This is a genomic window from Achromobacter sp. (assembly GCF_049647645.1).
Classification (GTDB): Bacteria; Pseudomonadota; Gammaproteobacteria; order Burkholderiales; family Burkholderiaceae_B; genus Achromobacter.
Genome location: NZ_JBARYB010000192.1, coordinates 1 through 11,641 on the forward strand (window position 1 = coordinate 1; position 11,641 = coordinate 11,641).

11 protein-coding genes are annotated in these 11,641 nt (G+C 65.8%); 8 read left to right on the forward strand and 3 right to left on the reverse strand.

The features are described from left to right. Positions 1-35: 35 nt before the first annotated feature. Positions 36-1,451 (reverse strand): amidase family protein, encoded by a 1,416-nt coding sequence (locus WBB14_RS21505; protein ID WP_424241625.1) that lies wholly within the window; start codon positions 1,449-1,451, stop codon positions 36-38. A gap of 92 nt (positions 1,452-1,543) precedes the next feature. Then, on the reverse strand, positions 1,544-2,413 hold the full coding sequence (locus WBB14_RS21510) for a LysR family transcriptional regulator (protein ID WP_424241626.1): 870 nt from the start codon (positions 2,411-2,413) through the stop codon (positions 1,544-1,546). Positions 2,414-2,526: 113 nt separating this feature from the next. On the opposite strand from WBB14_RS21510, the gene WBB14_RS21515 reads away from it, so the two are divergent. Then, positions 2,527-3,927 (forward strand): MFS transporter, encoded by a 1,401-nt coding sequence (locus WBB14_RS21515; RefSeq protein WP_424241627.1) that lies wholly within the window; start codon positions 2,527-2,529, stop codon positions 3,925-3,927. A 35-nt stretch (positions 3,928-3,962) separates the two neighbouring features. On the opposite strand, the gene WBB14_RS21520 is transcribed toward WBB14_RS21515, so the two are convergent. Continuing rightward, complete coding sequence (locus WBB14_RS21520; RefSeq protein ID WP_424241628.1) at positions 3,963-4,613, reverse strand: hypothetical protein; 651 nt, start codon at positions 4,611-4,613, stop codon at positions 3,963-3,965. Between the two features lie 120 nt (positions 4,614-4,733). Here WBB14_RS21520 and WBB14_RS21525 point away from each other — a divergent pair, with 120 nt between their 5' ends. The 7 genes from WBB14_RS21525 to WBB14_RS21555 all read left to right on the forward strand — a co-directional run bounded on the left by WBB14_RS21525 (position 4,734) and on the right by WBB14_RS21555 (position 11,450). Continuing rightward, complete coding sequence (locus tag WBB14_RS21525) at positions 4,734-5,684, forward strand: 3-hydroxyacyl-CoA dehydrogenase NAD-binding domain-containing protein (RefSeq protein ID WP_424241629.1); 951 nt, start codon at positions 4,734-4,736, stop codon at positions 5,682-5,684. 94 nt (positions 5,685-5,778) lie between these two features. Next, positions 5,779-6,051 carry a GNAT family N-acetyltransferase gene (locus WBB14_RS21530; RefSeq protein ID WP_424241630.1) on the forward strand — a complete coding sequence of 91 codons (273 nt, stop codon included), beginning with the start codon at positions 5,779-5,781 and terminating at the stop codon, positions 6,049-6,051. A 21-nt stretch (positions 6,052-6,072) separates the two neighbouring features. After that, positions 6,073-6,477, forward strand: a complete 405-nt coding sequence (locus WBB14_RS21535) for a YchJ family protein (RefSeq protein WP_424241631.1) — start codon at positions 6,073-6,075, stop codon at positions 6,475-6,477. Positions 6,478-6,535: 58 nt separating this feature from the next. Further along, entirely contained in the window at positions 6,536-7,276 is a 741-nt protein-coding gene (locus WBB14_RS21540; RefSeq protein ID WP_424241632.1) for an aldolase, read from the forward strand. 124 nt (positions 7,277-7,400) lie between these two features. After that, positions 7,401-7,907, forward strand: a complete 507-nt coding sequence (locus tag WBB14_RS21545) for a sigma-70 family RNA polymerase sigma factor (RefSeq protein ID WP_424241633.1) — start codon at positions 7,401-7,403, stop codon at positions 7,905-7,907. Next, complete coding sequence (locus WBB14_RS21550) at positions 7,904-8,920, forward strand: FecR family protein (RefSeq protein WP_424241634.1); 1,017 nt, start codon at positions 7,904-7,906, stop codon at positions 8,918-8,920. The genes WBB14_RS21545 and WBB14_RS21550 overlap by 4 nt, the downstream gene beginning before the upstream one ends. 103 nt (positions 8,921-9,023) lie before the next feature. After that, the gene (locus WBB14_RS21555; protein ID WP_424241635.1) at positions 9,024-11,450 is read left to right on the forward strand and encodes a TonB-dependent siderophore receptor; all 2,427 of its coding nucleotides are present in this window, start codon (positions 9,024-9,026) and stop codon (positions 11,448-11,450) included. Positions 11,451-11,641 lie beyond the last annotated feature (191 nt).

The following is an 11,641-nucleotide window of genomic DNA, read 5'->3' on the forward strand; positions in this document are numbered from 1 at the left end:
CTGCCTGACTCCGCCCGCCGCGGACACGCGGCACGCTAGCGGGCCGCGGGCTCGGCGATGTCGATGGGAGCTGCGGCCGCTTCGATGATTGCGCCCACGTCCAGGCACAAGTCCTCGCGGTAGCGCCCCGCCACCACCTGCACACCGACCGGGCTGGCGCCCGCGCCGCTCATGGCGCTGCCCATCGCCACCGACAGGCCCGGCAGGCCCATGAACGGCACGCCTATTTGGGTCATCTGCGCGCGCCAGACTCGGGCGTAGGCCGCATCGCCCTGCAGGTCCAGCTTGTCCGGGAAAGGCAGCTCGGCCGACACGGGAAGCAGCAGCACCGGATATTCCGCGAAGAACAGTTCCCACATGCGCGTCAGTGTGGCGCGCCGCGTCAGCGTCGCCGAAAAACTGGCGAGATCGGCGCCGGCAGCCTTGTCGCGCTGGCCAGCCAGCGCAACAAGAGCGCCACGGTCACCCTCTTTTTCGGCGGCTGCGACCATGGCTTCGTAGCCGTCGGCCAGCCACATGCGGATCTGCAGATCCGCCGCCTCCTGCATCGGGGGCACCGCATCCAGCGTGTCCACCGTCCAGCCTGCCTCGCTGAGCCGGCGCGCGGCTTCCTGCAAGGCCTTGACCACGGCGGGCTGGGTATCCATTCCGTCCGGATTCAGGCACAGCGCCGCCCGGCGCGGCGCCTCGGGGCCCACCAGGGGAGCGGGCACCCACCACGGGTCGCGCGGATCCCGCGCCGCCAGCGCAGCCAGGCCCAGCCTCAGGTCGGCGATGCTGCGTCCCAGGGGGCCGGACACCGCGGTCAGTTGCCCGCCGATGGAGCGCTCCGGCAAGGCCGCGTTGTACGCCGCCACGCGTCCCAGCGATGGCCGCAAGCCGTGCACACCGCAGGCATAGGCTGGATAGCGGATGGACCCGGCGATATCGGTGCCATGCGCCAGATGTCCGATGCCGGCCGCCACCGCGGCGGCCGCGCCGCCTGACGAGCCGCCGGGGGTGAGCGCCGGATTGCGCGGGTTCAGCGTGTCACCATGCAGCGCGTTACCGGTGAACCAGCGCAAGGAAAACGCGGGCGTGTTGGTGCGGCCCAGGATCACGGCCCCCGCGCGCCGCAGATTGTCCACGACCGGGCTGTTCTCGGCCGCGATCACATCCTTCTGCAGGCTCACGCCGTTGGTCGTGGCGTAACCCGCCTGATCCACGTTGACCTTCACGGTGACGGGCACGCCGGCCAACGGTCCCGCGTCTTCGCCGCGCGCAAGCATGGCATCCACTGCCGCGGCTTGAGCCAGCACCTCTTCCGGGCGGTGGTCCACCACGGCATTGATGGCCGGGTTGACGGCATCCAGCCGGCCCAGCGCGCTTTGCGCGGCCTCGCGGGCGGACACTTCACGCTTGCGGATGCGGGCGGCAAGCTCAACTGCGGACAAACGCCAAAGATCGGACACGCGCGACTCCTGATTCATGATTGCATTGATGGACCAGGCCAACCTTAGCGCCAGCCGCGCCCGCCCACAAGCCGCCCAGTCCCGGCCCGCTCCTAGTTGACCTCTTCGAAGACCTCGACGATGGCGTCGGCCACGGCGCGCACGCGGGCCGTGCGGTTCAGGTCGCCGTGCATCACCAGCCAAAGGTCATAGGGTTCGCTGCGCGCCGGCCAGATACGCACCAGGTCCGGGTACTGTGGCGCCATGTGCGTCGGCACCTGGCCTATGCCCAGCCCGGCCGCGACCGCCTCGATGATCATCAGGCCGGAATTCAGCTCCACGCCTATGCGCCCGTTGCCCGTGGGCTCGCCGCAGAAGGTATCGGACCAGCCCGGCAGCACCGCCTGCTGGTAGGTCACCAGCGTATGCCCCGCGAATGCCGTGCCCAGCCGCGGCTCGCCATGCGTCTCCAGGTAGGCCCGCGAAGCGTATAGCCCGACCTCCTTGCGCGCCAGATGCCGGTGGATCAGGTCGGGATTGTCCGGCCTGATGTTGCGGATCGCCAGATCCGCCTCGCGGCGCGTCAGGTTGCTGAGCTGGATCGCCGTGGACAGCGTGACGCGGATGTCGGGATGATGGGCGTGCACGCGCCGGATCGCCTCCATGATGTAGTAACTGGCAACGGTTTCCGAGGTCGCCACGCGGACTACGCCCGACAGCCGGTGGTCCAGTCCCTGCATCTGCCGCTGCAACTGATCCGCCGCCTGCTCCATGCGCTCCGCCGCCGTAAACGCCAGCTCGCCCGCGGCCGTGGGGACGTATCCACCTGGCGTGCGCAGGAACAGCCGCGCGTCCAACGAGGCTTCCAGCGCCGCCAGCCTGCGCCCGGCCGTGGCCTGATCGACCTGCAGCAGCGCCGCCGCGCCGCGCAGCGTGCCTACCCGATAGATGGCCAGGAAGATCCTGGCGTTGTCCCAATCCATGGCAGTCTTCCGTAGATGCATTTTTGCATGACTATAAAGCAATTATTTGGCTTTTTTGCATCAATCAAAACGCCTAAGCTGCAGTCCTTGAAAGCCGCCGCACGCCTCCAATCATGAACTCCGCCTGTCCCAATATCCCGGTCCCCTCGCTGGACGCCAAGCCAGGCGCCGCTGGCCTGCTGCCGCTCGTCACGCTGGCCATCGGCTTCGTCATGGCCATGCTGGACGTCACCGTCGTCAACGTCGCCCTACCCAGCATCGCGCTGCAGTTCACCGTTCCGCTGACGGACCTGGTCTGGATCGTGGACGGCTACACCCTCACCTTCGCAGCGCTGCTGCTGGTGGCGGGAGCGCTGGCCGACCGCTATGGCGCCAAGACCGTCTACCTGGCCGGCCTGGCCGTCTTCACCCTGGCGTCCCTGCTCTGCGGGCTGGCGCCCAACGCCGACATGCTGATCCTGGCCCGCATGCTGCAAGGCCTGGGCGCGGCCCTGTTCATGCCCAGCTCCCTCAGCCTGTTGACCCATGCCTACGATGACGAGCAGGTGCGCAACCGCATGCTGGCCGCCTGGTCCGCCATCGTGGCGGTCGCGGGCGCGGCCGGCCCCCTGTTGGGCGGCGTATTGATCCACCAGTTCGGCTGGCGCGGCATCTTTCTCATCAACATCCCGCTCGGACTGGCCGGGCTGTGGCTGGCGCGCAACCGGATCCTGGCGGCCCCGCGCCGGCCGCGCGCGCTCAATCCGCTAAGCCACCTGCTGGGCGTGATCGCGCTGTCGTCACTGTGCTTCGTGCTGATCCAGGGCAATGCCTATGGCTGGTCCTCCAGCCGCATCCTGGGCATGGCCGCCCTATGCCTGGTCGCCGCCGTGCTGCTGGTGCTGCGCGAACGCCGCCACGCCGAACCCATCATTCCGCGCGCCCTGTTCGCGACCGCGCAGTTCGCAGCCGCCAACAGCGTGGGCTTCCTGATCAACCTTGCCTCCTACGGCCAACTCTTCCTGCTCAGCCTGTTCCTGCAACAGGCGCGCGGCGCGGACGCCCTGCAGACGGGGCTGCAACTGGTGCCGATGCTGGCCGTCTTCTCCATCGGCAACCTGATATCGAGCCGGATCTCGGCGCGCTGGAACGTGTCGACGGCGCTGCTGGGCGGCTTGTCGCTGGCCGCCGTCATGAGCAGCGCGGGTATTTTTGCTTTCTCCCCGGACATGGCCTACTGGCCGTTTGCCGTCGCCGTCGCGCTGTCCAATCTGGGCGTGGGCATCGCCGTGCCCGCCATGACCAGCGTGGTCATGCAGGTGTCGGGCAAGAGCCACGCGAACAGCGCCGCCGCGGCGTTAAATGCCAACCGCCAATCCGGCGCCCTGGTCGGGGTCGCACTGATGGGCACCATCCTGCATCTGCTGCCGGACTGGCACGCCAGCCTGCCCGCGGCCTACAGCATCATCGGCGCAAGCTATCTGGCTGCGGTTGCGCTGGTGGGGCGGCATCTGCGCCGCGCCCGCAACGCCTGACCGCCGGCACGACGGCACGATGGCAGCCACTGGGATCAGACCGGTTGCCCTTGCCCCGCCCAGGCGGCCGCGAGTATGGCTACGCCGCGTCCCGCAAAGAACTCGTCGAACACGGCCAGCGGCAATTCCACGTCGGCCTGGGTGCCGGGCTCGCCCGAAGGATTGTGGAAGGTCACCGAGTCCGGCGTAGCGCGGGTCACCAGCACCAGGTGCCCCCCTTTTCTCGGCGGCTGGCGGTCGGGCCAGCGTATCCAGGGATGCACGGACGCCATGAAGTAGTCGCCCTGCGTCATCAATCCATGCAGTTCGTCCGTGCGCAGACCAACATGCACCCGCGCCTCCAGGCCGAACACTTCGTCCACGTAACGCACGAACGGCGCATAGACCATTCCCTTGATCTGCTCGCCTTCCACGGTATAGGCGCCGTAGGGCAGGCTGCGCCGCGCCAGTTCCAGCGTGGAGTAATGCCGGCCATCGCGGGCCGCCAGCACCATCTTCAGGCAGGCCATACCGCAGACGTGGCTGGCCCAGCGCGCATACTCGTCCACATCGCGCGCGCCCGAGCCGCGCCAGGCCGGGTCATCGGCCAGCGTCAGCTTGCCCTGGATGATCTCGCTGGCCAGGTGCGCCGACTCCCATTGGCAAAAGTACGGCACGGCGGATCGATGGGCTGGCGTCGCATTCATGCGGGACCCCGGGGATTCAGAACGTAGAAGGAAGCCACTATCCTGCCCGCCCCGTCCGCGCGTGGCAAGGGGCACCCGTTTGCTTCACAATGCTCCTATCCGCGCTCAAAGGAGACCCGCATGTCCAGCACTGCCACGTCCAACCCGCCCGCCATCCGCCGAGTCGCCATCGTCGGCGCCGGCACCATAGGCGCCAGTTGGGCCGCCTTGTTCCTCGCCCGCGGCCTCGAGGTCGTCGTCAGCGATCCCGCCGCCGACGCCGAGCCGCTGACGCGCGCCCGCGTGCAGGCAGCATGGCCGGTGCTGGCGGAGCTCGGACACGTGCTGCCCGGCGCCTCGGCCGCAGGCCTGCGCTTCGAACCGGACCTGGAAGCCGCGCTGGCCGGCGTGGACTTCGTGCAGGAAAACGCACCCGAGCGCGAAGACTTCAAAACCGCGCTGTTCGCGCGCATGGACGCCGTGCTGCCTGCGCATGTCATCGTCGCGTCGAGCTCGTCCGGCCTCATCATGAGCCGCCTGCAATCGCAGTGCCGCCATGCCGCGCGCTTCGTCATCGGCCATCCGTTCAATCCACCGCACCTGATTCCGCTGGTCGAGGTGGTGGGCGGCGCACAGACCTCGGCCGACACCATCGACCGCTGCATCGCTTTCTACCGCGGCCTGGGCAAATACCCCATCCGCCTGAACAAGGAAGTGCCGGGCCACATCGCCAACCGCCTGCAGGCGGCCCTATGGCGCGAAGCGATACACCTGGCGGCCGAGAACGTGGCCAGCGTGGCCGACATCGATGCCGCCGTGTCGCAAGGTCCGGGCCTGCGCTGGGCATTGTTCGGCCCACACATGACCTTCAACCTGGGCGGCGGCGCGGGCGGGCTGGCCAATTTCATGGACCATCTGCTGGGTCCGGTGCAGACCTGGTGGGACGACCTGGGCGCGCCGGCAGTCACGCCTGAACTGCAGCAACGCCTGATCGCGGGCGTTAACGCCGAAGCTGGCGAGCGCAGCATCGCCGACCTGGTCCAGACGCGTGATGCGCAGCTCACCGCGCTGCTGAAAGCGCTGCAACGCTGAACCGGCGACGGCCCGCAACGGGTCAGAGACCCTTCATAACCTTCGAAGCCGGCCGGCAACACTGTCGGCCCGCGACATTGCAGGATTCCTCCGTATGATTTCCGTAACGCATGACAACGCCCTTTCCCGCTACACCGCCACCGTCGACGGCGTCCTGTGCGTGCTCGACTACCAACTGCAGGGCGACACCATGGCGATCACACACACCGGCGTGCCTAGCCAGGTGGGCGGCCGCGGCATCGCCGCGGCCTTGACCCAGTACGCGCTGGACGACGCGCGCGCCCGGGGTTGGAAGGTGAGGCCCTTATGCTCGTATGCCGATGCCTACATCCGCCGGCATCCCGCATACAGCGACCTGCTGGCCTGAGCGTCTTCGGCGTTCCGCACCGTGACCAAGCAATCCAAGCTCCAGGCTACGGCCTGTCCCTGTGGCGGCCCGAAGCCCTATTCCGAATGCTGCGGCCGTTGGCATGAAGGCCCGCAGGCCATGCAGGCGCCCACCGCCGAGGCGCTGATGCGTTCGCGCTACAGCGCTTTCGTGCTGGATCAGCTGCCCTACCTGTTGGCGACCTGGCACCCCAGCACCCGTCCCGCGTCGCTTGAACCCAATCCGCCCGACCTGAAATGGTTGGGACTGGCGATCAAACGGACAGGCGGCCAGGACCCCGAGCACGCCACCGTGGAATTCGTTGCCCGCAGCCGCCAGGCCGGCCGCGCCCATCGCCTGCACGAACTCAGCCGCTTCGTGCGCGAAGGCGGCCAGTGGTTCTACGTAGACGGCGACCTGTACTGATCCTGGCCGGCGTTTTCGGACCCGCCCTTCCCCAATCCAGACATTAGAAAAGGCAGACATGAACCACGACCCTCGCCGCGCTGAAGCGCTCTTCCACTCGGAACCTGTCGCGGCATTGCGCGCCGACCTCGCGCTCGCATTGCGGGCTGCGGCGGCGCACGGCTTGGGGGAAGGCGTCTGCAATCACTTCAGCGTGGCGCTGCCCGGCGATCCGGAGCATTTCCTGCTCAATCCCCGCGGACTGATGTGGCATGAAGTGCAGGCGGACGACATCGTGCTGATCGACGCCCAAGGCAACAAGCTCGCGGGCCGCCATGCGGTCGAACCCACGGCCATGTTCATCCATGCCGCCATCCACCGCATCGCCGGCAAAGCCTGTGTGCTGCACACGCATATGCCCTACGCCACGGCCTTGACCCTCACCTCCGATCGCGCGCTGGACACCACGCTCTCTCAGAACGCCATGCGCTTTCACGGCCGCCTGGCCATCGACCAGCACTACAACGGCCTGGCGCTGGATGTCAGCGAAGGCGAACGCATCGCCCACGCAATGCAGGGCGCGGACGTGGTGTTCCTGGGTAACCACGGAGTCGTCGTCTGCGGCGAACGGCTGGACTATGCCTACGACGATCTGTTTTTCCTGGAGCGCGCCTGTACCGCCCAGGTGCTGGCGCAATCCACCGGCCGCCGGCTGCTTCCGGTCAACGCCGAACTGGCGGCAAAGGTCGCCGCGCAAGTTCAAGGCGAACGCCTGCAATCCGAACTTTTTTTCGCCGCCTTGCGCCGCACTCTCCGCTGAACGCCCGGCCTCAAAGGCATTGACGCAGTTCGCGGCATCGCCCTCCTGATCCACGACGATTCGCCGCCGTGCATGAAATCATGTAATAATTGATAATGATTCCCGTTTCATTATTTGGCGCTCCGTGGACTCGCATCTGGCTAGAAATGCCCGGCTTTCCTGCATCTACAAAGATGACCATTCTTGGCTGGAACGCCGGTTGCGCGACGGGCTGCGCAACCGCGAGGACGCGCAGGACGTAGCCAGCGAGACTTTCGCGCAATTGCTGCAAGCCCCCGCGCTGCATCAATTGAACGAACCCCGCGCCATGTTGATCACCATTGCCCGGCGCATCACCTGGCGCCTGTGGCGCCGCCGCGAATTGGAAAAGACCTGGCTGGACATGTTGCGTAGCCAGCCAGAGGCTGTGGAACCGTCGGCGGAAAGCCGTGTCCAGACGCTGCAGGCGCTGCAAGCGCTGGACGCCATCGTGGACGGCCTGTCCGCCAAAGCCCGCATGGCCTTCCTCTACAGCCAGCTGGATGGCATGACCCATGCCGAAATCGCCGGCAGGCTGAAAGTGTCGCCCACCATGGTGCGCAAGTACATCGCCCAGGCGCTGCGCCGCTGCTGCGAGGTTTTCGAGGCATGACGTCAAACGACACCGCCGCTCGCCGAAACGCAGCGCGCGAAGCCGCTATCGAATGGCAATTGAACCTGTCCGGCGGCGAGGCCACGGACTCCGACCGCAGCGCCTTCGACGCCTGGCTGGCGGCCGATCCTCTGCATCGCGATGCGTGGCGCCATCTGAGTTCAGCGCTCGACATTGCGCTGCACCGGATCGACCGTTCGCTGCTGGCCGCAACCAGTCCACTGCGCCAGTCCCTGGTTCGCCCGCAGGACGTCCAGCGACGGCGTCTGGGCCGGATGCTATTGACTGGGGGCGTCGTGCTGGCCGGCGTCGCCTGGACCGATCGCTATGTACCGCTGCGCCATCTTGCGGCGGAGTTCGTCACAGGCACGGGACAGCGGCGCCGCATCACGCTGCCCGATGGCAGCTTGATGGAGCTCGATGCTCGCAGTGCCGCCAACATCGACTTCTCGGCGGGACGGCGCATCGTGCGCATGAAAGCCGGCGCGGCTATCTTCGAAACGGTCAGTCTCCACGACATGCCCGGTGATGGTGTTTCCACGCCGCGCCAGCCTCTGCGCGTGCTCACCGCGCACGGCGAAATCCAACTCCAGGACGGGCGTGCGCTACTTCAATGTGAATCCGAGCGCAGCTTCTGCGTGTCGCTGGCTGGTGACACCGAAATCATCACACGTAACGGCATTCAGCGGCGCTTGACCCGCGGCCAAGGGGCTTGGTTCGACGCCAGCCAGGTAGCATCCTCGCGCGAAGACCAGGCTCATGTCGCCTCCTGGCGCGACGGCCTGCTGGAAGTCCACGACGAACCCCTGCATCGCGTCGCCGATGCACTGTCGCGCTATCGACCCGGATGGATACGAGTCTCGCCCGCCGCCGGCCGCCTGCGCATATCCGGATTATTTCCGCTGGACGATACCGAGCGCGCGCTGGAAGCATTGCGCCATACGGTTCCGATCACCCTTCGACGTTTCGCACAGTGGTACGTCATGATCGACGTCGCCACAGCCCGGGCCTGAAGATCCACCGCCATTTCAAGAATTTTTCTGGCCACAGGTGTTTTTTTGGCGGTGCCGTTGCACATACATGGAACGCGTGCATACGCATTATCGGAGTTGTTCCATGTTTTCCTTCAGGATCCCGGCCGCCACTACGGTAGCCGCGGCAATGGTCATCGCGCCCGTCGGCGCCCACGCCCAGCCATCTGACGATGTGCGCCAATACGACTTGGCCCCTGGACCACTGGACGCCGCACTGACCAAGATTGCCCGGATCGGCGGCGCGGTCATCTCTTACTCCCCGACCCTGGTCGCAGGCAAGATGGCCCCGGCCGTTTCCGGAGCGCTGACTCTCAGGCTAGCGGCCGGCCGCGCCCTGTCGAATAGCGGCCTGGAACTAGCCGTGGCGCCCGACGGCACGCTGACCGTCCGGCCAACACCCGCCAGCGCACCCGGAATATCCACTCTGGCGCCGGTCAGCGTGGAAGGCTCCCAGCTGGACTCGGTCACCGAAGGCACGGGCTCCTATTCAACCGCCGGCCCCAGCGCCACCGCCACCGGTCTGGACCTGACCCTGCGTGAAACGCCGCAATCCATCACGGTCATGACACGCCAGCGGATGGACGACTTCAATCTGCAGACCGTCGCGCAGGTTCTGGATCAAACCCCGGGCGTCTACGTCGAACGATATGGCGATTCCATCCGCTTCTATGCGCGAGGCGGTGAAATCAACAACTTCCAGATCGACGGCATGCGGGTGAGCCAGATGGCGCTTGCCTCCGGAGCTCCTACTGCGATTGGGCTGTCCGGCGACGACACCGCCGATATGGACCGCATCGAGATACTCAAGGGTTCGGCCGGCCTGCTGCAAGGCGACGGCTATCCGACCGCCACCATCAACATGATCCGCAAAAGGCCGACCAGCGAGCTTCAGGCGCACATGAACCTCAGCGCCGGCAGCTGGAATACCCATCGCGGCGACATCGACGTCGGTGGCCCCTTGAATGACGGCGGCACGGTCCGCGGCCGCCTGGTCGCCAGCTACAAGGACGGCGACTCGTTCCGCGATCGCGCCAGCAATCGCAATACCTTGATCTACGGCATCGTCGATTGGGACGTCACGCCTTCGACGCTGCTCAGCGCCAGCCTCAGCTACAAGACGGTGGAGAACCAGGGCGGCGCCGGCTGGATGGGCGTGCGCGCCTACGACGCCGAAGGCAACCCGGAAGAAATTCGGCGGCGTTCGTATAACCCCGCTCCCGCCTGGTCGGGATACACGCAGCGCGTGCTGACCGCCGCGTCCTCGTTGGAACATCGCATCTCCGACGACTGGCGAGCCAGGGTCTCCCTGAACCATCAGCAAGCCCGCATTCCGAACTGGGTCAACGCACAACTCGCCACGCCCACGAACGCATACATCAGCAGATTCACGGACCAGGAAGACACCGTGCAGAACGTCGGCTTGCAGTTTTCCGGCGATATCAAGCTATTCGGCCGCAAACACGAACTCGTATTCGGCTACGACTTCTCCAAGAATACATACGATATGGCGCGCGAAAATCCGGTGGATTTTTCGCCCTCCACCCTTTATTCCAGCGAACACTACTATGAGCATGACGGCGGCGCCGGCTTTCCCAGGCCCGCCGAGAGCGAATGGCGATGGTCCCGAGGCCATCACAGCAAAACCATCCGGCGCGGCTACTACGTGACCGGCCGGATCAACGCCGCCGATGATCTGAAGTTGATCCTCGGCACCCGGATCTCGGACTATGACTATACCTACCGGGAACCATCAATCGTGCGGGGCACGCACTACCTGGATCGCAATGACCAGCACGAAAGCGGCGTCGTGACACCCTACGCGGGGATCGTCTACGACCTCAGCCGGGATTTGTCCGCCTACGCCAGCTACGCCAGCGTGTTCCAACCAGTGTCCGTGCAGAACGAACAAGGTCAAGTATTGGCCCCTCAAAAAGGAACCACTTACGAAACCGGATTGAAGAGCGAATTTCTCGAAGGGCGCCTCAACTTCAGCGCGGCTTATTTCTGGAAGCGTTGGGAGAATACCTACGAAGCTACCGGCGGCCTGACCCCGACGGGCAATGACGCGTACCGCAATGTCGACGGCGCCATGGAGCACGGCTACGAAGTGGAGCTGACCGGCGAATTGAGTCCCGGATGGCAAGTTCAGGCGGGTTACGTCATGAACAACAGTAGCTTGAACAACAGCAATGCACCGCGGCACCAGTTCAAGCTCGCAACCAACTACCAATTCAAGAACGATTTGGCAGGCCTCGCCTTGGGCGCGGCCGCCCGCTGGCAGAGCTCGACTGTCGCCGACAGCTATGCGCGCCTGGAGCAACCGGCCTATTGGGTATTTGACCTGATGGCACGTTATCGTTTCGACCGGCACTGGTCGGCCAGCCTGAACGTCAACAATGTCCTGGACAAGAAGTACTACGCCAGCGTCAACGGCATGGCGGGTTGGGGCATGTTCTATACCTGGGGAGCGCCGCGCAGCGCCTTCCTGAACCTGCGCTACGACTTCTAGTTTTCCCGCAAGTACACGTGCCTCGCCCCATGGATGGGCGTCCAGTCATCCATATCGCAATAGCAAATCCCTCGCAGGACTCTTCCTGCGAGGGATTTTTCATTGGATGCGGCCCGGCGGTATCACACGACCACTGCGGCGCCACAAAGACAAAACCCCACAGGGGTTACCTGTGGGGTTCTGCGGAATAA

Excerpts from the sequence above, each read along its gene's own strand:
- WBB14_RS21510 (WP_424241626.1), bottom strand. The coding sequence starts at position 2,413 with ATGGATTGGGACAACGCCAGGATCTTCCTGGCCATCTATCGGGTAGGC.
- WBB14_RS21515 (WP_424241627.1), top strand. The coding sequence starts at position 2,527 with ATGAACTCCGCCTGTCCCAATATCCCGGTCCCCTCGCTGGACGCCAAG.
- WBB14_RS21520 (WP_424241628.1), bottom strand. The coding sequence starts at position 4,613 with ATGAATGCGACGCCAGCCCATCGATCCGCCGTGCCGTACTTTTGCCAA.
- WBB14_RS21525 (WP_424241629.1), top strand. The coding sequence starts at position 4,734 with ATGTCCAGCACTGCCACGTCCAACCCGCCCGCCATCCGCCGAGTCGCC.
- WBB14_RS21530 (WP_424241630.1), top strand. The coding sequence starts at position 5,779 with ATGATTTCCGTAACGCATGACAACGCCCTTTCCCGCTACACCGCCACC.
- WBB14_RS21540 (WP_424241632.1), top strand. The coding sequence starts at position 6,536 with ATGAACCACGACCCTCGCCGCGCTGAAGCGCTCTTCCACTCGGAACCT.
- WBB14_RS21550 (WP_424241634.1), top strand. The coding sequence starts at position 7,904 with ATGACGTCAAACGACACCGCCGCTCGCCGAAACGCAGCGCGCGAAGCC.
- WBB14_RS21555 (WP_424241635.1), top strand. The coding sequence starts at position 9,024 with ATGTTTTCCTTCAGGATCCCGGCCGCCACTACGGTAGCCGCGGCAATG.